Source organism: Pseudomonas agronomica (assembly GCF_025917275.1).
Lineage (GTDB): Bacteria > Pseudomonadota > Gammaproteobacteria > Pseudomonadales > Pseudomonadaceae > Aquipseudomonas > Aquipseudomonas agronomica.
On the sequence record NZ_JAOSHO010000053.1, the window covers coordinates 1 to 19,312 of the forward strand.

18 protein-coding genes and 1 other RNA gene are annotated in these 19,312 nt (G+C 62.8%); 4 read left to right on the forward strand and 15 right to left on the reverse strand.

Annotated features, from left to right (window positions below):
* From OC610_RS06775 to rsmI, 15 genes are all read right to left on the reverse strand, one after another.
* On the reverse strand, positions 1-415 hold a 415-nt coding region (locus OC610_RS06775), incomplete at its 3' end, for an FtsQ-type POTRA domain-containing protein (protein WP_264427125.1).
* A 3-nt stretch (positions 416-418) separates the two neighbouring features.
* Positions 419-1,384, reverse strand: coding sequence for a D-alanine--D-alanine ligase (locus OC610_RS06780; RefSeq protein ID WP_264427126.1), 966 nt, complete (start codon positions 1,382-1,384; stop codon positions 419-421).
* A complete protein-coding gene (gene murC / locus OC610_RS06785) occupies positions 1,381-2,841 on the reverse strand; it encodes a UDP-N-acetylmuramate--L-alanine ligase (protein WP_264427127.1) in 1,461 nt (486 codons plus the stop codon). Before murC ends, OC610_RS06780 begins: the two co-directional genes overlap by 4 nt.
* Positions 2,834-3,904, reverse strand: coding sequence for an undecaprenyldiphospho-muramoylpentapeptide beta-N-acetylglucosaminyltransferase (gene murG / locus OC610_RS06790; RefSeq protein ID WP_264427128.1), 1,071 nt, complete (start codon positions 3,902-3,904; stop codon positions 2,834-2,836). The genes murC and murG overlap by 8 nt, the downstream gene beginning before the upstream one ends.
* On the reverse strand, positions 3,894-5,111 hold the full coding sequence (gene ftsW, locus OC610_RS06795; protein ID WP_092204140.1) for a putative lipid II flippase FtsW: 1,218 nt from the start codon (positions 5,109-5,111) through the stop codon (positions 3,894-3,896). Before ftsW ends, murG begins: the two co-directional genes overlap by 11 nt.
* Positions 5,108-6,454, reverse strand: a complete 1,347-nt coding sequence (gene murD, locus OC610_RS06800) for a UDP-N-acetylmuramoyl-L-alanine--D-glutamate ligase (RefSeq protein ID WP_264427129.1) — start codon at positions 6,452-6,454, stop codon at positions 5,108-5,110. The genes ftsW and murD overlap by 4 nt, the downstream gene beginning before the upstream one ends.
* 5 nt (positions 6,455-6,459) lie before the next feature.
* The gene (mraY, locus tag OC610_RS06805) at positions 6,460-7,542 is read right to left on the reverse strand and encodes a phospho-N-acetylmuramoyl-pentapeptide-transferase (protein WP_264427130.1); all 1,083 of its coding nucleotides are present in this window, start codon (positions 7,540-7,542) and stop codon (positions 6,460-6,462) included.
* Positions 7,542-8,909 (reverse strand): UDP-N-acetylmuramoyl-tripeptide--D-alanyl-D-alanine ligase, encoded by a 1,368-nt coding sequence (locus OC610_RS06810; protein WP_264427131.1) that lies wholly within the window; start codon positions 8,907-8,909, stop codon positions 7,542-7,544. The genes mraY and OC610_RS06810 overlap by 1 nt, the downstream gene beginning before the upstream one ends.
* Positions 8,902-10,365 carry a UDP-N-acetylmuramoyl-L-alanyl-D-glutamate--2,6-diaminopimelate ligase gene (locus OC610_RS06815; RefSeq protein ID WP_264427132.1) on the reverse strand — a complete coding sequence of 488 codons (1,464 nt, stop codon included), beginning with the start codon at positions 10,363-10,365 and terminating at the stop codon, positions 8,902-8,904. Before OC610_RS06815 ends, OC610_RS06810 begins: the two co-directional genes overlap by 8 nt.
* Positions 10,365-12,104 carry a peptidoglycan D,D-transpeptidase FtsI family protein gene (locus tag OC610_RS06820; RefSeq protein ID WP_264427137.1) on the reverse strand — a complete coding sequence of 580 codons (1,740 nt, stop codon included), beginning with the start codon at positions 12,102-12,104 and terminating at the stop codon, positions 10,365-10,367. Before OC610_RS06820 ends, OC610_RS06815 begins: the two co-directional genes overlap by 1 nt.
* On the reverse strand, positions 12,104-12,397 hold the full coding sequence (ftsL, locus tag OC610_RS06825) for a cell division protein FtsL (protein ID WP_210640760.1): 294 nt from the start codon (positions 12,395-12,397) through the stop codon (positions 12,104-12,106). The genes OC610_RS06820 and ftsL overlap by 1 nt, the downstream gene beginning before the upstream one ends.
* On the reverse strand, positions 12,394-13,341 hold the full coding sequence (rsmH, locus tag OC610_RS06830; RefSeq protein ID WP_408636554.1) for a 16S rRNA (cytosine(1402)-N(4))-methyltransferase RsmH: 948 nt from the start codon (positions 13,339-13,341) through the stop codon (positions 12,394-12,396). Before rsmH ends, ftsL begins: the two co-directional genes overlap by 4 nt.
* Positions 13,338-13,793 carry a division/cell wall cluster transcriptional repressor MraZ gene (mraZ, locus tag OC610_RS06835; protein ID WP_003205355.1) on the reverse strand — a complete coding sequence of 152 codons (456 nt, stop codon included), beginning with the start codon at positions 13,791-13,793 and terminating at the stop codon, positions 13,338-13,340. The genes rsmH and mraZ overlap by 4 nt, the downstream gene beginning before the upstream one ends.
* A 308-nt stretch (positions 13,794-14,101) precedes the next feature.
* Positions 14,102-14,455: RNase P RNA component class A (rnpB, locus tag OC610_RS06840), an RNA gene on the reverse strand.
* 74 nt (positions 14,456-14,529) lie between these two features.
* The gene (gene rsmI, locus OC610_RS06845) at positions 14,530-15,435 is read right to left on the reverse strand and encodes a 16S rRNA (cytidine(1402)-2'-O)-methyltransferase (RefSeq protein ID WP_264427133.1); all 906 of its coding nucleotides are present in this window, start codon (positions 15,433-15,435) and stop codon (positions 14,530-14,532) included.
* Between the two features lie 286 nt (positions 15,436-15,721).
* Here rsmI and OC610_RS06850 point away from each other — a divergent pair, with 286 nt between their 5' ends.
* The 4 genes from OC610_RS06850 (at position 15,722) to OC610_RS06865 (ending at position 19,165) form a co-directional block, all read left to right on the forward strand.
* Positions 15,722-17,533 (forward strand): penicillin-binding protein activator, encoded by a 1,812-nt coding sequence (locus OC610_RS06850; RefSeq protein ID WP_264427134.1) that lies wholly within the window; start codon positions 15,722-15,724, stop codon positions 17,531-17,533.
* The gene (locus OC610_RS06855; protein WP_264427135.1) at positions 17,533-17,895 is read left to right on the forward strand and encodes a YraN family protein; all 363 of its coding nucleotides are present in this window, start codon (positions 17,533-17,535) and stop codon (positions 17,893-17,895) included. The genes OC610_RS06850 and OC610_RS06855 overlap by 1 nt, the downstream gene beginning before the upstream one ends.
* Before the next feature lie 101 nt (positions 17,896-17,996).
* Complete coding sequence (locus OC610_RS06860; protein ID WP_007928463.1) at positions 17,997-18,590, forward strand: phosphoheptose isomerase; 594 nt, start codon at positions 17,997-17,999, stop codon at positions 18,588-18,590.
* On the forward strand, positions 18,587-19,165 hold the full coding sequence (locus OC610_RS06865) for a BON domain-containing protein (protein ID WP_030139689.1): 579 nt from the start codon (positions 18,587-18,589) through the stop codon (positions 19,163-19,165). The genes OC610_RS06860 and OC610_RS06865 overlap by 4 nt, the downstream gene beginning before the upstream one ends.
* The last annotated feature ends 147 nt before the right edge of the window (positions 19,166-19,312 follow it).

Here is a 19,312-nt window from a genome sequence, read left to right on the forward strand (position 1 = left end):
CCAGGCGGATCGACACCTGGTCAGGCCACACCCGCCGGACTTCGGCATGGGCGATCCAGGGCATCTGCTCCAGCTCCGTGCGCATGCCCGCCAGGTCGATGGTGAAGAAGCTCGACGCGACGAACGGGGCGATCCGCTGCTGCACCGCCTGCTGGCTGATGTAGCTCAGGTCGCCCTGGACGTTGATCCGGGCGATCGGCCGGTCGGCGTAAGGCAGCAGCCGCTGTGCGCCTTCGTACGTACCGAACCCCAGCGCCACCAGCAACACCGGCCAGAACAGGCTCTTGAGAAAACCAAAATTGGCTTTCGGCAGGCGCGCCGACATCGGCTCCTTGGCCACCATTCGGCTGGCACCCCGCGGCACCGGCTTGCGGCCGGGTGCGGAGGGCTGATGACGAAGCGATGCGCCTTGCATGGCTTAACCTCTTGGCTCTTGTTCGCCAACACTGGCGGCGAGGATCGACAGCACCAGTTGCTGGAAATCCAGGCCGGCGGCGCGGGCCGCCATCGGCACCAGGCTGTGGTCGGTCATGCCGGGGGCGGTGTTGACTTCCAGGAACCAGAACTGCCCATCGGCGTCCTGCATCACGTCTGCCCGGCCCCAACCGGCAATACCCAGCGCCTCACAGGCCTTGGCCGTGAGGTCCATCAGTTGTTTTTCCTTGGCAGCATCCAGCCCGCAGGGAATGCGGTACTGGGTGTCATTGGCGATGTACTTGGCGTCGTAGTCGTAGAACGTGTGAGGCGTGCCCAGCGCGATCGGGGGCAACACCTGGTCACGCAGGGTGGCGATGGTGAACTCGGGACCGGTGATCCATTGCTCGACCAACACTTGCGAATCGTAGGAACTGGCGTCCTTCCAGGCTGCGGTCAACTCAGGCAGCGAATTCACTTTCGCCATGCCGATACTGGAACCTTCATGGGCCGGTTTGACGATCAAAGGGAAGCCCAGTTCCGTCGCCGCCGAAATACAATCGGCCTCGGACGCCAGCACGGCGTGACGCGGCGTCGGGATGCCGAGACTGTGCCAGACCTGCTTGGTGCGCAGCTTGTCCATCGCCAGGGCCGACGCGAGGATGCCGCTGCCGGTGTAGGGAATGCCCAGGCATTCAAGCAGGCCTTGCATGCTGCCGTCTTCGCCGCCGCGACCGTGGAGAATGATGAAGGCGCGGTCGATCTTTTCGCTTAGCAGGCGCTGCAGAAAGTCATCGCCCACATCGATGCCGAACGCATCGACGCCGGCGCTTTGCAAGGCTTGCAGCACGGCGTTGCCGGACTTGAGGGACACCTCGCGCTCGGCGCTCTTGCCGCCGAACAGCACGGCAACGCGGCCGAAGGCTTTCGGCTCGAGGGTCGAGACCAGGTTGGCGTAGGCAGCAGTCATTTCAGTTTCCCCGCGCTGGAGGCCACGATGGCTCCGGCGAATAACGGACTATTCAACAGTTTCGGGGCCAGGCCACCGATATCGCCGGCACCCTGGCACAGCAGGATGTCGCCGGCGCGCAGCAGCGGCTTGACCAGTGGCGCGAGGTCCACGCCGCGGTCGATGTAGATCGGGTCCAACTGGCCGCGCTGGCGAATGCTGTGGCACAGCTGGCGACTGTCGGCGCCGGGGATCGGCTCTTCGCCGGCCGGATAGACTTCCATCAACAGCAGCACGTTGGCGTCGGCGAGGACCTGGACGAAATCGTCATAGAGGTCGCGGGTGCGGCTGTAGCGATGCGGCTGGTAGACCATCACCAGGCGCCGCTCCGGCCAACCGCCGCGCACGGCCTTGATCACCGCCGCGACTTCGGTCGGGTGGTGACCGTAATCGTCCACCAGCATCACGTTGCCGCCGTCCACCGGCAGTTCGCCATAGACCTGGAAGCGCCGGCCCACGCCCTGGAACCCGGACAGGCCCTGGACGATCGCTTCATCGCTGACGCCTTCGTCGGTGGCGATGCAGATGGTCGCCAGTGCGTTGAGGACGTTGTGATTGCCCGGCATGTTCACCGACACGTCCAGCGGCTCGCGATCAGGACGCAGCACGGTGAAGTAGGTCTGCATGCCCTGCTGGCGCACATTGATTGCGCGAACGTCGGCGTCTTCGCCAAAGCCGTAGGTCACGGTCGGACGCTTGACCAGCGGCAGGATTTCACGCACCACCGGATCGTCCAGGCACACCACCGCCAGACCGTAGAACGGCAGGTTGTGCAGGAACTCGACGAAGGTTTTCTTCAGTTTGTTGAAGTCGCCGTCGTAGGTCGCCATGTGGTCGGCGTCGATGTTGGTCACCACGGCCACCAGCGGTTGCAGGTGCAGGAAACTCGCATCGCTCTCGTCAGCTTCGGCGATGAGGTAGCGGCTGGTGCCCAATTGGGCATTGGTGCCCGCGGCGTTCAGCCGGCCACCGATCACGAACGTCGGGTCCAGGCCACCGGCGGCGAACACCGAGGCGATCAGGCTGGTGGTGGTGGTCTTGCCGTGGGTACCGGCGACGGCGATGCCGTGGCGATAGCGCATCAGCTCGGCCAGCATTTCGGCACGCGGCACCACGGGAATGCGGCGTTCCAGGGCGGTGGCAACTTCCGGGTTGGAGGTGTTCACGGCGCTGGACACTACCAGCACGTCGGCGTTGGCGGCGTTCTCGGCGCGGTGACCAATGAAAATCTGCGCGCCGAAGGACTCCAGGCGTTCGGTGACCGGGGAAGCCTTCAGGTCGGAACCCGAGACCTGATAACCCAGGTTCAGCAACACCTCGGCGATCCCGCACATGCCCACGCCGCCGATCCCGACGAAGTGGATGCGGCGGATACGGCGCATTTCCGGTTGCGGCATGGCTTTGCGATTCTCAACCATGGGCCACCTCCAGGCAGCTATCGACCACTTGGGCGGTGGCATCGGGTTTGGCCAGGCGGCGCGCGGCGCGGGCCATGTCTTCGAGTGTTTGCGGCTGCATCAAGACCTCTGTCAGGCGCGCGGCAAGATCCGCGGCGCCAGTCGTTCTTTGCGGCATCAGGAAGGCAGCGCCTTCACGGGCCAAATAATCGGCGTTGCGGGTCTGGTGATCGTCGATGGCGTGGGGCAAAGGCACCAGCATCGAGGGCAGACCGGCGGCAGCCAGTTCACTGATGGTCAGCGCGCCTGCGCGGCAGATCACCAGGTCGGCCCAGCCATAGGCTTGGGCCATGTCTTTGATGAAAGGCTGCACTTGCGCCTCGACGCCAACGGCGCGGTAGCGCTCGGCGGTCACTTCATCGTGGTTCTTGCCAGCCTGGTGAAACACTTCCGGGCGCAGTTCGACGGCGACCTGCGACAAGGCTTCGGGCAGCAGTTTGTTCAACGGTTCTGCCCCCAGGCTTCCGCCCAGGACCAGCAAACGCGCCTTGCGTCCGGCCAGGGCCGGTCGCGGTGTATCGAGGAACAGCTCGGTGCGCACCGGATTCCCGGTGGTACGCCGGCTGCCCGACAGGGTAAAGGTGTCGGGAAAGGCTTCACAGACCCGGGCGGCCAACGGCACCAGTAACCGATTGGCGGTACCGGCCACGGCATTCTGCTCGTGGACGATCACTGGCACGCCGGCCAGTTTTGCCGCAACGCCACCCGGACCGGTCACATAACCACCGAAGCCGACCACACATACAGGCCGCAGCCGGCGAATGATCGCCCGCGCTTGCCAGACCGACTTGAGCAGCATCAACGGTGCCTTGAGCAGCGACAGCTTGCCCTTGCCTCGCAAACCGCTGGCATTGATCCGGTGCAGCTCCAGGCCAGCGGCCGGCACCAATTCATTCTCGATGCCCCGGGGCGTGCCCAGCCAGTGCACGGTATAACCGCGCGCCTGGAATTCCCGGGCACAGGCCAGCGCCGGGAACACATGCCCGCCCGTACCGCCGGCCATGATCAGCACGTTAGCGCCCATGAGTCGGCTCCTCGGCGAAGTCGCTCTCCTGGAACTCCATCTCTTCGCTGCCCAGGTGGGTGCGGCTCTCCCATTCGATGCGCAGCAACAGGCCGAGACAGGCACAGCAGATCACCAGGGAGCTGCCGCCGTAACTGAGGAACGGCAACGTCAGGCCCTTGGTCGGCAAGAGGCCGACATTCACGCCGATATTGATCAGGAACTGGCCGATCCACAGGAAAGACAGGCCATACGCCACATAGGCGGCAAAGAACTGCTTGGCCTTCTCGGCCCACAAGCCGATGTACATGCCGCGTACGCAAACGAATACGAACAGGGCGACGGTGCACAGGGAACCCACCACGCCCAGCTCTTCGGCCAAAACCGAGAATACGAAGTCGGTGTGGGCTTCCGGCAGGTAGAACTGCTTCTGCACGCTGTTGCCCAGGCCTACGCCCAGCCACTCGCCGCGACCGAAGGCGATCAGCGCCTGAGTCAATTGATAGCCGGAACCGAACTGGTCGGCCCACGGATCGGTAAAGGTGATCAGGCGCGCCATCCGATACGGTTGCGCCTGCACCAGCACGGTCACCGCCGCCACCGCCAGCGCCACCATCAGGATGAAGCGGAACAGCCCCACCCCACCGAGGAACAGCATGGCCGCCGCCGCGCCCATCATCACCACCGTGGCGCCGAAGTCCGGCTCCATCAGCAGCAGGCCCGCCATCGGCAACAGCACAATGAACGGCTTGAAGAAGCCCATCCAGCTCTCGCGCACTTCCTTCTGGCGACGCACCAGGTAACCGGCCAGGAAAATCACCACGAAGACCTTGGCGATTTCCGAAGGCTGGACGTTGAAGAAACTGAAGCCGATCCAGCGCATCGAGCCGTTGACCTCACGGCCAATGCCCGGCACCAGCACCATGACCAACAGGCCGAAGGCACCGAGCAGCATCATCCAGCCCAGGCGCTGCCAGGTGGCGATCGGCACCATCATGGTGACGACGCACGCACCCAGGCCGATCACCAGGTAAACCAGGTGACGGATCATGTGGTAAAGCGTGTTGCCCGACTGCACGGCGGCCACTTCCGACGATGCGGAGGTGATCATCACCAGGCCCAGGCCGAGCAAGGCCAGGCAACCGGCGAGCATCGGGAAATCCAGGTCGATGCCGCGCCCGGTAATCAATGGCGACGGGTACGGCTTGATGATGTTCATCAGGCTCATGCCAAGTCCTCCGCGGCCCGGGCGAACAATCGCCCGCGCTCTTCGTAGTTCTTGAACATGTCGAAACTGGCGCACGCCGGCGACAACAGGACGGCATCGCCGGGTTGTGCAAGGGCACGGCACTGTTGCACGGCTTCGTCCAGCGAAGCGACGCGCACCAGCGGCACCGCATCGCCGAGTACAGCGGCGATCAGCTCGCGGTCGCGGCCCATCAGCACCACGGCACGGCAGTTGGCGGCCACCGGGTCGCGCAGGTCCTTGAAGTCGGCGCCCTTGCCGTCGCCGCCGGCGATCAGCACGAGCTTGCCGTCGATGTCCGCGCCCAGGCCTTCAATGGCAGCCAGCGCGGCACCGACGTTGGTGGCCTTGGAATCGTTGTACCAGGCCACGCCATCAAGATCGCGCACCCACTGGCAGCGATGTTCGAGCCCGGCGAAGTTGCGCAGGGCCGAGAGCATGGCGTCGAACGGCAAGCCGACCGCATGCCCAAGGGCCAGCGCCGCCAGGGCGTTGGCCTGATTGTGAGCGCCACGAACCTTCAGTTCGCGCACCGGCATCAGGTTCTGGAACTCGAAGGCGAGGTATTTTTCGCCATTCTCTTCGCGCAGTCCGAAGCCTTTGAAATCAGGGGCACCGAGGCCGAAGGTCCAGCACGGCAGGCCTTCGCCCATCAGCGGACGGGTCAACGCATCCTGGCGGTTGAACACCACTTGGCGGGCGCCGCGGAAGATCCGATGCTTGGCCAGGTGATAAGCCGGCAGGCCGCTGTAGCGGTCCATGTGGTCTTCGCTGATGTTGAGCACGGTCGCCACTTCGGCGCCGAGATGGTCGGTGGTTTCAAGCTGGAAGCTCGACAGCTCCATGACGTACAACTCGATATCGTCATTGAGCAAGTCCAGCGCCGGCGTGCCCAGGTTGCCGCCCACGGCGACACGCTTGCCGGCAGCAGCAGCCATTTCGCCGACCAGGGTGGTCACGGTGCTCTTCGCGTTGGAGCCAGTGATGGCGATGATCGGTGCCTTGGCGTTGCGCGCAAACAGCTCGATGTCGCCGGACATTTTCACACCACGGGCGGCCGCAGCCTGCAAGGCCGGGGTCGCCAGCGCCAGGCCGGGGCTCACGTAGAGCTCATCGGCGCGGCACAGGAACTCGACGTCCAATTCGCCACAACGCACGTCCACCTGCGGATAGTCACGGCGCAGCGTGGCCAGCTCCGGCGGATTTTCCCGCGTATCGGCCACGGCAAACGACACGCCCCGGCTCGCCAGGAAGCGAACCAGGGACATGCCGCTCTTGCCGAGGCCGACAACGATGCGGAAGTGGTCAGAAGCGATCAGGGACACTCGTTCTACCTCAGCTTCAGGGTGGCAAGGCCGATCAGCACCAGGATCACGGTGATGATCCAGAAACGGACGATCACGCGCGGCTCGGGCCAGCCCTTGAGTTCAAAATGGTGGTGGATCGGCGCCATGCGGAATACGCGGCGGCCGGTCAATTTAAAGGAGGCAACCTGAATGACGACTGACAGGGTCTCCATCACGAACACGCCGCCCATGATGAACAGGACGATTTCCTGGCGAACGATGACGGCAATGGTGCCCAGGGCCGCGCCCAGCGCCAGCGCGCCGACGTCGCCCATGAAGACTTGCGCCGGGTACGTGTTGAACCACAGGAAGCCCAGGCCGGCACCGATCAGCGCGCCGCAGAACACAATCAACTCGCCCGCGCCCGGTACGTAAGGGATCAGCAGGTATTCGGCGAATTTCACGTTACCCGACAGGTAGCAGAAGATCCCCAGCGCGCCGCCGACCATCACCGTCGGCATGATCGCCAGGCCGTCGAGGCCGTCGGTGAGGTTGACCGCGTTGCTCGAACCGACGATCACCAGGTAGGTCAGCACGATGAAGCCCGCGCCCAGCGGAATGCTGTAGTCCTTGAGCATCGGCAGGATCAGGGTGGTCTCTACCGGCGAGGCGGCGGTCATATAAAGGAAGATCGCCGCGCCGAGGCCAAACACCGACTGCCAGAAATATTTCCAGCGGCTGGGCAGCCCACGGGAGTTCTTCTCGATGACCTTGCGGTAGTCATCGACCCAGCCGATGGCGCCGAAAAACAGCGTCACCAGCAGCACGACCCAGACGTAACGGTTCGCCAGGTCAGCCCAGAGCAAGGTGCTGATGCCGATGGACGACAAGATCAGCGCACCACCCATGGTCGGCGTACCGGATTTGGACAGGTGCGATTGTGGGCCGTCGTTACGGACCGACTGGCCAATCTGCAGGCTCTGCAGGGTGCGGATCATCCACGGCCCCAGGAACAGCGACAACGACAACGCGGTCAGCACACCCAGGATCCCGCGCAGGGTCAGGTACTGGAAGACCGCGAAGCCTTTGTAGAACTGTTGCAGGTACTCCGCTAGCAGCAGCAGCATTAATGTTTCTCCATACGGGTGCCGCACAAAGCCGCCACGATGTTTTCCATCGCCGCACTGCGTGAGCCCTTGATCAATAAGGTGGTGTTCGGGTCTTGCTCGGCGCCCAGGGCCTGGATCAGTTCGGCCTGAGTCGTGAAATGCTGTGCGTGCTCGCCAAACGCCGCCACGGCGTGGGCCATCATCGGGCCAACGGCGTACAGCGCGTCGACCTTGCCGCGCGCATACGCGCCGACGTCATGGTGACCTTGCTGCGCCCACTCGCCCAACTCGCCGATATCGCCGAGCACCAGCACGGTACGACCGGAGAAGCCGGCGAGGATGTCCACGGCCGCGCACATCGAGGTCGGGTTGGCGTTGTAGGTGTCATCGATGACGCGCATGCCATTGCTCGCCAGTTGCGCGACGCTGCGGCCCTTGACCGGCTGCACCGCGTTCAACCCGGCGACGATGCCTGGCAGCGAGACACCCAGGGCATGGGCGGCTGCAGCGGCGGCCAGGGCATTGGCAACGTTGTGCGTACCAAGCAGGTTCAACTGCACGCGCTCGGCACCGTCGGGGCTGTGGAGATTGAACGCCGGGCAGCCGCGGGCATCGCGGTCCAGGTCGCTGGCGTAGAAATTCGCGGCGAGGTTGCTCAGGGCGAAGGTCAGCACCTTGCGCTCGCCCGCCCGGGCCTTCCAGATTTCGAATGCCTTGTCGTCGAGATTGAGCACGGCGACGCCATCGGCAGCCAACCCCTCGATGATTTCACCCTTGGCCTCGACGATTTTTTCCGGGCCGCCGAATTCGCCGACGTGGGCGGTCCCGGCGTTGTTGAGCACCGCCACGTGGGGTTTGGTCATGCCGACCGTGTAGGCTATCTCGCCGAGGCGCGAAGCACCCAGTTCAATGACGGCGGCACTGTGTTCAGGCGCCAGTTCAAGCAGGGTCAACGGTACGCCGAGGTCGTTGTTCAAGTTGCCACGGGTCGCCAGGACGGGACCGCGCGTGCGCAGGATGCTGGCGAGCATTTCCTTGACCGTGGTCTTGCCGCTGGAGCCGGTGATAGCCGCGACCGGATTGGCAAACGCCGCGCGATTCAGCGCACCGAGCTGGCCCAGGGCCTGGCGGGTGTCGCCGACCAGCAATTGCGGCAGCGTGCTGTTGGTCACTTCGCGCTCGACCAACGCTGCGACCGCGCCTTTGCCCGCCACTTCGTTCAGATAATCATGGCCGTCGAAACGCGGCCCGGCCAGGGCGATGAACAATTGGCCCGGCGTGATCGCCCGGCTGTCGATGCTGACGCCGTTGAACGTGGCGTCCGCCGCGATCAGGCGCGCGCTCAGGGCGTTGGTCAGCTCGCTGAGTTTCCAGGCCTTAAGCATGGGCCACCTCCCATGCGGTCAGCGCGTGATCGGCTTCCACCAGGTCGGAAAACGCGTGGCGCTCTCCGTTGATTTCCTGGTAGTCCTCGTGCCCCTTGCCGGCCAGGACGATGACATCATCCGCCGACGCACTGGCGATCAATTGGGCAATGGCCTGGCCGCGTCCAGCCACGAAGGTGACGTTATCCACCGCCGAGAAACCGGCGCGGATATCGTCGAAAATCCGCAACGGGTCTTCGCTGCGCGGGTTGTCGTCAGTGACGAGGACACCATCGGCCAGCCGCTCCACGACTTCAGCCATCAACGGACGCTTGCCACGGTCACGATCGCCGCCGCAGCCGAACAGGCACAGCAACCGACCCTTGGCGTGAGGGCGCAACGCCGTGAGGACTTTTTCCAACGCATCGGGGGTATGGGCGTAATCGACCACCACCAACGGCTGGGTGCCGCCGCCCAAGCGCTGCATGCGTCCGGCCGGGCCTTCAAGCTTCGGCAAGACCTTCAGAATTTCGTCCAACGCATAGTCCAGCCCGAGCAAGGCGCCGACCGCGGCCAATACGTTGCTCAGGTTGAATCGGCCCAGCAAGGTGCTGCGCAGATGATGCTCGCCCTGGGGCGTGACCAGCGTGGCGCGCACGCCTTCGTCATCGAACTGCGCCTGGCGGACATAAAGGTAGGCGCTGGCGTCTTCCTGGCTGTAGGTGATCAACCGGGACTCGCGCTGCTCGGCGGCCAGTTGCCGACCGAACTCGTCATCAATGTTGATGACCCGGCACTTCAGGTTGTTCCAGGCAAACAGCCGGGCCTTGGCCTCGCCGTAGGCCTGCATCGTGCCGTGGTAGTCCAGGTGATCGCGGGACAGGTTGGTCAGCACCGCAACGTCGAAGGCCAACGCGGTGACGCGACCTTGATCGAGACCGTGGGAAGACACTTCCATCGCGACAGCCTTGGCGCCGGCCTTCTTCAAGTCGGCCAGGGTCGCTTGCACGGCAATCGGGTTTGGCGTGGTGTGCAGCCCGCTTTGCAGCGCGCCGTGGAAACCGTTGCCCAGGGTCCCGACGATGCCGCAATGCTGCCCGAGCAGATCCAGCGCCTGTGCCACCAGTTGGGTGATGCTGGTCTTGCCGTTCGTGCCGGTCACGCCGATCAGATTCAGATGACGACTGGGCTCTGCGTAGAAACGCCCGGCAATATCCGACAACTGCGCCGCCAGCCCCTTGACCGGGATCAGCGGGACGTCGGTGATCGGCAGCACGGTTGCGCCGTTCACTTCATAGGCCACGGCGGCGGCACCGCGCTTCAAGGCATCGGCGATGTGGTCGCGGCCATCAAAACGGGCGCCCGGCACCGCCAGGAACAGATCCCCGGCGCGTACGGCACGGCTGTCGAGCGCCAACTCGCGGATCAGCAGGTCATGACCGGCATGGGCAAAAATCTTGTTCAGGCTCAGGGACATCAGCCACGCCCTCCGTCAGCTTTCAAGGGAACGACCGGGGCGGTACTCGCCTGCTGGGTCGGCGGCAGGTTGTCCGGGGTAATGTTCATCAGGCGCAGGGTGCCGGACATGACTTTGCTGAACACCGGCGCCGATACCAGGCCACCGAAATAGCCGGCCTTGCTCGGTTCGTCGATGACCACCACGATGGCGTAGCGCGGGTCGCTCATCGGGCCGAAGCCGGCGAACAGCGAACGATAGGAGTTTTCGGCATAGCCCTTGGTGCCCACGGACGTCTTGCGGGCCGTACCCGACTTGCCGGCGACGTGATAGGCCGGGACCTGGGCGCGGAAGACACCGCGCGGCGCCTCGATCACCTGTTGCAGCATGCCCTGCATGGTCTTGGCGACGTTTTCCGGGATGACCTGGGTCGTCTGCGGCGCCTTGTCGGTCTTGATCAGGGTCAGCGGTGCGATGCGCCCATTGTTGGCCAGCGCGGAAAACGCGTGGACGAGCTGGATCGCGGTCACGGAAACACCGTAGCCGTACGACAGCGTGGCGGTTTCAGCCTTGCGCCAGTCGCGGTAGTTGGGCAGGTTGCCGACGCGCTCGCCCGGGAAGCCCAGGCCGGTGTCCTGGCCGAGGCCGATTTTCTGGGCCAGGCGATAGATCGTTTCGCCGCCGATATCGAAGGCGATCTTGCTCATGCCGACGTTACTGGAGTTGATCAGGATACCGGTCAGGTCAAGCACCGGCCCTTCGGTCTTGGACACGTCGCGGATGGTGTACTTGCCGATCTGCAGCGTGCCCGGATAAACCTCGACGGTGTCGCTCGGCTTCCAGCGCCCGGTTTCCAGGGCGGCGGCCATGGACACGGCCTTCATGGTCGAACCGGGCTCGAACACGTCGATCATGGCGCGGTTGCGCATCATCGCCGGTTGCAGGTTGCGACGGTTGTTCGGGTTGTAGGTCGGCTGGTTGACCATGGCGAGGATCTCACCGGTCTTCACGTCCATGATCACCAGGCTGCCGGCCTTGGCACCGTTCTCGACGATGGCATTGCGCAACTCGCGGTTGGCCAGGTATTGCAGGCGCAGGTCAATGGACAACGCCAAGGGCTTGCCGGCCTTGGCGTTTTTGGTGACTTGGACATCCTTGATCAACCGGCCGCGCCGGTCCTTGATGACCTGGCGCTTGCCGGCGACCCCGGCGAGCCATTCGTCATAGGCCAGTTCGACCCCTTCCCGCCCTCGATCATCGATGTCGGTAAACCCGACCATATGGGCAGTGACTTCACCGGCCGGGTAGAAGCGGCGGAACTCTTCGATGCCGTAGACGCCCGGCACTTTCAGATCAAGCACGCTCTGGCCCTGCTCGGGGGTCAACCCGCGCACCAGATAGATGAATTCTTTATTGGCCTGGGATTCAAGCCGTTCGGCCAGCGCCTTGGGATCCTGGCCGAGCGCGGCAGCCAGCGCCGGCCACTTCTCCTTGGCCTGTTGCATTTCCTTGGCGTTCGCCCACAAGGTCGTCACCGGCGTACTCACGGCCAACGGTTCGCCATTGCGGTCGGTGATCAGGCCACGGTGGGCCGGGATCGGAATATGACGCACGCTGCGAGCGTCGCCCTGGCCCTTGAGGAAATCGCGATCGACCACTTGCAGGTCGATGATGCGCCACGAAATCGCGGCCACCATGATGCCGAGCAAGCCCAGGACCAGACGGAACCGCCACGGGAACAGTGCCCCTTCGAGCTTCATCATGGTGTCACCATCTGGACTTCGGCGGCACCAGGGATGCGCATCTTCAATTGTTCAGTGGCCAACACTTCGATACGACTGTGGGCGGTCCAGGTGCTTTGCTCCAGGATCAACCGGCCCCACTCGGCCTGCGCCTTGTCGCGGACGCTCAGCTCGTTATAAAGGGTGTTGAGCAGTTGGCGGTTCCAGTGCGCGCTGTAAGACACGGCAATGGCCGACACGAGCACGCCGATAAACAGCAGCAGCATGAAAAAGCTGCCGCCCGGCAGGGGCTTGGCGAAGAGCTTGCTCACCGCAACTTCTCCGCGACGCGCATGACCGCACTACGGGCACGTGGATTGGCCTTGAGCTCGGCCTCGGAGGCGAACTGCGCTTTGCCGTGAATCTTGATTTTCGGTACGAAAGCCTCGAAACGCACCGGCAGGTTGCGCGGCAGGTTATCGGCTTCGCCTTTGGTGAGCTTGCGCATGAACAGCTTGACGATGCGGTCTTCCAGGGAGTGGAAGCTGATCACCACCAGGCGACCACCGACCTCCAGCGCTTCAAGCGCCGCCTCGAGACCGACTTCCAGATCGCCCAGTTCGTTGTTGACGTGGATGCGCAAGCCCTGGAAAGCCCGGGTTGCCGGGTTCTTGCCCTTCTCCCAGGCAGGGTTGGCCACTTTCAGCACTTCGGCCAGGTCACCGGTACGCTCGAACGGCTTGATGTCACGACGCTCGACCACGGCACGGGCCATGCGGCCGGAGAAACGCTCTTCGCCGTACTCCTTGAAGACACGGGCGATTTCTTCCACCGGGGCGGTATTGACGAATTCAGCAGCGCTGATGCCGCGGGACGGGTCCATGCGCATGTCCAGCGGGCCGTCATTGAGGAAACTGAAGCCGCGCTCCGGGTCATCCAGTTGCGGCGAGGACACGCCCAGGTCGAGCAGCACACCACTGACCTTGCCGGCCAGGCCACGCTCGGCGACTTCCGCACCCAACTCGGCAAAGCTGCGCTGCACAACGACAAAGCGGCCGTCTTCGGCCGCTAGCGCTTGCCCGGTGGCAATCGCTTGAGGGTCCTTGTCGAATCCCAGCAACCGACCGTCCGGCCCGAGCTGGCTGAGGATCAGCCGGCTGTGCCCCCCGCGCCCGAATGTGCCGTCCAGATAGCAGCCATCAGGACGTACGGCGAGAGCCTCGACGGCCTCGTCAAGCAGTACGGTGATGTGGTTAAAGCCGCTATCAATAGTCACAGGATCAAATCACGCAGTTCGTCAGGCATGGCGCCCGGTTGTTGAATAGCAGCGAGGTCAGCGGCAGAGACCGCATTCCAGGCATCTTCGTCCCACAATTGGAACTTGTTCAGTTGGCCCACCAGCATCGCGCGCTTGTCCAGCTTGGCGTACTCGCGCAGGCGAGGCGGAACCAGGAAACGACCGCTGCCGTCGAGTTCAAGGTCGACGGCATTACCGATCAGCAAGCGTTGCAGGCGGCGGTTTTCTTCACGCAACGAAGGCAGTGCGCGCAGTTTGGTTTCGATGATTTCCCACTCATCCAAGGGGTAAACGCACAAACATGGATCAACAGCGTCGATCGTGACGATTAACTGCCCCGAACTTCGCGAAACGAGCTCGTCACGATACCGGCTGGGCATGGCGAGCCGGCCTTTTGCATCGAGACTGATTGCGTTAGCTCCGCGAAACACGTCAGCGTTTCTCCACTTTTTGGCGTTTTACCTTCAAAAAAACCCACTTCATGCCACTTTCCGCCACTTGCGCACACTATAGGAATGCGCCCACCGCACCGTCAAGGCGCGTAATGAAGGAAAAGCCTTATAGATCGGAGATTTAGGAGCGTTTCAGGAGGGGTAACAAGAATCTGACGTAGGAAAATTCGCTCCAACCCGAAGCAACACAGGAGGCTGCGCGCACAAGTTAAAGTGATTTGTTAAGAGTAAGATTTTTTTGGTATTAGGAATGGCTTCTGCCAGTGATTCCAGCAGGGAGGGAAAAGGTGGAGAGTCGATCTGTAAGCCGGGTTCTGTCTTGAACAGTCATTCGTCTACGATGGCCATCACTGGACATCTTTAGCAACCTACCCGGTCCCAGCGCGGGCCACGCCTTGGGACCCTATTTGGTCTTGCTCCAAGTGGGGTTTACCTAGCCACGAACTGTTGCCAGCCGTGCGGTGCGCTCTTACCGCACCTTTTCACCCTTACCGGCGCCGAAGCGCTTAGGCGGTTATTTTCTGTGGCACTTTCCGTAGGCTCACGCCTCCCAGGCATTACCTGGCACTTCGCCCTATGGAGCCCGGACTTTCCTCCCCCCCCTAATTTTCATAGAGGGCAGCGACTGTCCGATCGACTCTCCGCCGCGAAGGTTAACGGTAGAGCGGCTCAAGAACAAGCGATAAAAGCCCATGGCCAGCCCGATGCGCCGGTTTCATTGACCCTTCTGTTTTTCCAACGCGACCTGGTACAGCACATTCTTGCGCTCGCCGGTGATCTGCGCCGCGAGGGCCGCGGCCCGCTTGAGCGGCATTTCCTCCAGCAACAAGTCGAGAATGCGCATGGCCTCGCTGCTGACCGCGTCTTCACTTTCAGGCGGCGTCCAGCCCGCCACCAGCACGACGCACTCACCACGCTGTTGATTGCTGTCGCTCTCGACGAAGGCACGCAACTCTGCCAACGGCAGGCCCTTGAGGGTTTCGAACGTCTTGGTCAACTCCCGGGCCAACAACGCCTGACGCTCGGCACCGAAGACCTGCTCCATGTCTTGCAAGCATTCCAGAATGCGGTGCGGCGCCTCATAGAAGATCAGCGTGCGCGGCTCTTCCTTTATAGCTTCCAGGCGCGCCCGCCGTCCCACCGCCTTGGCTGGCAGGAAACCCTCGAAGATAAACCGGTCCGACGGCAAGCCAGCAGCCGACAACGCCGCGATCAATGCGCAAGCCCCGGGCACCGGCACCACATTGATACCAGCAGCACGCGCCTGGCGTACCAGGTGATAACCCGGATCGGAAATCAGCGGCGTGCCCGCATCGGAAATCAGCGCCACGTTATCGCCCGCCAGCAGGCGGGTGATGAAACGACTGCCCTCGTCCCGCTCGTTATGTTCGTGGCACGCCGCCAATGGCGTGGAAATCCCGAAATGCTGCATCAGGCGCTGGGAGTGACGCGTGTCTTCAGCTGCGATCAGGGCGACTTCCCGCAGGATTTTCAGCGCCCGGGCACTGATATCATCCAGGTTGCCGATGGGCGTCGCCACCACGTAAAGCGAGCCGGCAGCGGAATTCAAAGCACCTGGAGCAGTCAAAACGCGTACCTCATGGTCGGTAAAGAGCGGCATTGTAGCGCGTCGCGGCGGTCTCGGTTGGGCGGGTAGGAGCTGACGAGCTAAGCGAGGCTGCGTTTTTTTTCCAGACACTTGAGTCCCAAAAGATCGCAGGCTACGCCAGCTCCTACAGAGCCCAGCGGGAGCAAGCTCCCTCGCACAGGGGTCAATGCCCTTCTTTTGTGCTGCGCCGCACTCTTTGAAATACCTAAATTGATCGATTCACACCACTAACATCGCGCCCCGGCCAGTGCTTGGGTACAATTCGACGCTAATTTGATCTCGTATCAGGAACATTTACATGATCGCTTGCCTGCGGCTGCTCTCCGCCCTCTGCCTCGCTGCCCTCCTGGCGGCTTGTGCCAGCTCGCCCTCGTCCAGCCTTGGCGAACTTCCTCGGACCCCGGATGCCAGTATCGAGCAGTTGCTCGAACAGGCCACCCAAAGCAAATCACCGGAAAAAGCGGCCCTGCTGCGCCTGAGCGCCGCAGACCTGGCCTATCGTCAAGGCAATGCCGGCCAGTCCGCGCAGATCCTGCAGCAGGTGCCGATGGAGCAACTCAAGCCCGGCCAGCAGATTTTCGCCAGCACGCTGTCGGCCGAACTGGCGATGACGCGCAACCAGCCCAAGGCTGCCCTGACTTCGCTGAGCCATCCGAGCCTGCAGCACCTGAGCGAAATGCCGGTGGAACAGCAAGTCCGCACCGGCACCGTCCGCGCTCGCGCCCTTGAAGCCGATGGCCAGACCCTGGCCGCCGCCAAGGAGCGGATTTTTATCGCCCCGCTGCTCGAAGGCGAAGCGGCTGCAAAAAACCACGAAACGATCTGGTCGCTGATTGCCTCACTGCCTACCGACCAACTGCAGCCGACCACCACCGATGACCTCGGAGGCTGGTTGAGCCTTGCCAAGGCTGTGAAAACTGCCGGCACCCTGGAACAGCAACAAGCCGCGATCGACCACTGGCGCGAACAGAACCCGAAGCATCCGGCCGCGCTCCAACTGCCGACGCCGCTGGTCAAGCTCAAGGAACTGGCGAGCCAGCCCCTGAGCAAGATCGCCTTGCTGCTACCGCAGAACGGCCCGCTGGCCTCAGTCGCCAAAGCCTTGCGTGACGGCTTCATGGCCGCGCACTACCAGGCTCAACAGGCCGGGCAGAAGCCGCCTAGCATCCAGATCTATGACAGCGCCAGCCTGACCTCCATGGATGAGTTCTATCGCAAGGCCCAGGCCGACGGCGTGCAATTGGTGGTCGGCCCGCTGGAAAAACCTCTGGTCAAACAGATCAGCACACGCCCGCAACTGCCGATCACCACCCTGGCGTTGAACTACAGCGAAGGCGAACAAGGCCCTCCCCAGCTGTTCCAGTTCGGCCTGGCCCCGGAAGACGAAGCCCGCGAAGTCTCCCGTCGCGCCCGCGCCGATGGCCTGCATCGCGCGGCTGCCATGGTGCCGAAAGGCGAATGGGGTGATCGTGTATTGAAGGCATTCAGCCAGGACTGGCAAGCCAACGGCGGAACCATCGTTGCGATCGAGCGTGTCGACCAACCCGTGCAACTGGCCCAGCAGATCGCCGACATGTTCCAACTGCGCCAGAGCGAAGGTCGCGCCAAGAGCCTGCAAAATACGGTAGGCACCACGGTAGCCGCCCAGCCGTCGCGTCGCCAGGACATCGAGTTCATTTTCCTCGCCTCGACGCCACAGCAGGCCCAGCAGATCAAACCAACGCTGAACTTCCAGTACGCCGGCGACGTGCCAGTGTACGCAACGTCTTCAGTGTTCAGCGTCAGCGGCGACCAGAATCAGTACAACGACATGAATGGCGTGCGCTTCTGCGAAACGCCCTGGTTGCTCGATGCCAACGACCCACTGCGCCAACAGGTGACTGCACAATGGCCCCAGGCCGGTGGCAGCCTGGGCCGACTGTACGCGATGGGTGCTGACGCCTATCGCCTCGCTCCCCGCCTGGGCCAACTCAAGGCGCTGCCGGAGAGCCGCATCGAAGGCCTGTCAGGCAGCCTCGCCATCTCGCCGACCCAGCGCGTGCAACGCCAATTGCCGTGGGCTCAATTCGTCAACGGCCAGGTGCAGCGCCTGCCGGACACCCAGCGCTGATGCCTGATCGATCCCACTTGCAAAGCGGGAAAGATGCCGAGGGCCACGCCCTCGCGCATCTGCAGCAACAAGGCCTGCGCCTGGTGGCGCAGAACTGGTTATGCAAACGCGGCGAACTGGATCTGGTCATGCTTGACGGCGATACAGTAGTATTCGTCGAAGTCCGCTACAGAAAAAATACCCAATGGGGTGGCGCGCTCGACAGCATCGACGAGCGCAAACGCCGAAAGCTGGTTTTCGCTGCGCAGTATTTCCTGCAAAGCGAGTCTCGCTGGGCCGATCATCCCTGCCGCTTCGACGTGGTTGCCATCGACAGCAACGTCGACCAGCTGAACTGGCTGCAGAATGCCTTCGACAGTTGAGCGCCCAGCCGAGCCGGACACCCTCACTTAACTTTTTTGCTCTTTGCTTTGCGCGCCGCACATGCCTGTGCCGATAAGTCGCGCTACTTAAGGTCACACAGATGGACATGCAATCGCGAATCCGCCAGCTTTTTCAGGCCAGTATCGACACCAAGCAACAGGCGATGGACGTACTTGCACCGCACATCGAGCAAGCCAGCCAAGTGATGGTCAACGCCCTGCTCAACGAGGGCAAGATGCTCTCATGCGGCAATGGTGGCTCCGCCGGCGACGCCCAGCACTTCTCCTCGGAGCTGCTCAACCGCTTCGAACGCGAACGCCCGAGCCTGCCGGCCATCGCACTGACGACCGACAGCTCGACGATCACTTCGATCGCCAACGACTACAGCTACAACGAGGTGTTCTCCAAGCAGATCCGCGCCCTCGGCCAGCCCGGCGATGTGCTTCTGGCGATTTCTACCAGCGGCAACTCGGCCAACATTATTCAAGCGATCCAGGCCGCACATGATCGCGAAATGATTGTCGTAGCATTGACCGGTCGCGACGGCGGCGGCATGGCATCCCTGCTCCTGCCTGAAGACGTCGAGATTCGCGTACCAGCCAATGTCACCGCACGTATCCAGGAAGTCCACCTGCTGGCGATCCACTGCCTTTGCGACTTGATCGACAGCCAACTGTTCGGGAGTGAAGAATGACCCCTAATCGCCTAGGCCTTCTGGCCCTGACCCTGTGCCTCGGCATCAGCGGCTGCACATCGGTGGTTAACGCCAGCCGGGAAAAGCCGATTGAAGACGACCGCGGCACCCGCACCTTCGGCAGCAAGATCGATGACTCGCTGATCGAAACCAAAGTTGGCGTGAACATCGCCAAGGCCGACCCGGACCTGGACAACAACTCGCACATCGTCGTCACCAGCTTCAACGGTGTGGTACTGCTGGCCGGCCAGACCCCGCGCGCCGACCTGAAGGCCAAGGCCGAGCAGGAAGCCAGCGCGGTACAGCGGGTCAAGACGGTGCATAACGAACTTCAGGTTCTGCAACCCTCTTCGCTGCTGGCGCGCCAGAACGATGCCTGGCTGACGACCAAGATCAAGACGCAGATGTTGACCGACGCCAGCATTCCAGGATCGCGCATCAAGGTTGTGACCGAGAACGGGATCGTCTATCTGCTGGGGCTGCTGACCAAGCAAGAGGCTGCGCAGGCGACCAACCTGGTGCAGGGTGTGTCTGGGGTGCAGAAGATTGTGAAATTGTTCGAGTACATCGACTGATATAGATGCTCATAAAAAACGGCGCTTTTCCTGGAAAGGAAAGCGCCGTTTTTTTATGCATCGTTTGGGGCTTGGATCGGCGCGCACCCCGCTCTTGATCTTGATCTGGACTTTGATCTTCGACGCCCCATTAACCACGATGGCCGA

What these genes read in the sequence shown, in the direction of transcription:
- mraY (WP_264427130.1), bottom strand. Translation starts at nt 7,542, where the DNA reads ATGCTGCTGCTGCTAGCGGAGTACCTGCAACAGTTCTACAAAGGCTTC.
- OC610_RS06855 (WP_264427135.1), top strand. Translation starts at nt 17,533, where the DNA reads ATGCCTGATCGATCCCACTTGCAAAGCGGGAAAGATGCCGAGGGCCAC.
- ftsW (WP_092204140.1), bottom strand. Translation starts at nt 5,111, where the DNA reads ATGAGCCTGATGAACATCATCAAGCCGTACCCGTCGCCATTGATTACC.
- OC610_RS06850 (WP_264427134.1), top strand. Translation starts at nt 15,722, where the DNA reads ATGATCGCTTGCCTGCGGCTGCTCTCCGCCCTCTGCCTCGCTGCCCTC.
- OC610_RS06810 (WP_264427131.1), bottom strand. Translation starts at nt 8,909, where the DNA reads ATGCTTAAGGCCTGGAAACTCAGCGAGCTGACCAACGCCCTGAGCGCG.
- OC610_RS06820 (WP_264427137.1), bottom strand. Translation starts at nt 12,104, where the DNA reads ATGAAGCTCGAAGGGGCACTGTTCCCGTGGCGGTTCCGTCTGGTCCTG.
- OC610_RS06780 (WP_264427126.1), bottom strand. Translation starts at nt 1,384, where the DNA reads ATGACTGCTGCCTACGCCAACCTGGTCTCGACCCTCGAGCCGAAAGCC.
- OC610_RS06865 (WP_030139689.1), top strand. Translation starts at nt 18,587, where the DNA reads ATGACCCCTAATCGCCTAGGCCTTCTGGCCCTGACCCTGTGCCTCGGC.
- rsmI (WP_264427133.1), bottom strand. Translation starts at nt 15,435, where the DNA reads ATGCCGCTCTTTACCGACCATGAGGTACGCGTTTTGACTGCTCCAGGT.
- murG (WP_264427128.1), bottom strand. Translation starts at nt 3,904, where the DNA reads ATGGGCGCTAACGTGCTGATCATGGCCGGCGGTACGGGCGGGCATGTG.
- OC610_RS06860 (WP_007928463.1), top strand. Translation starts at nt 17,997, where the DNA reads ATGGACATGCAATCGCGAATCCGCCAGCTTTTTCAGGCCAGTATCGAC.
- murC (WP_264427127.1), bottom strand. Translation starts at nt 2,841, where the DNA reads ATGGTTGAGAATCGCAAAGCCATGCCGCAACCGGAAATGCGCCGTATC.
- OC610_RS06815 (WP_264427132.1), bottom strand. Translation starts at nt 10,365, where the DNA reads ATGTCCCTGAGCCTGAACAAGATTTTTGCCCATGCCGGTCATGACCTG.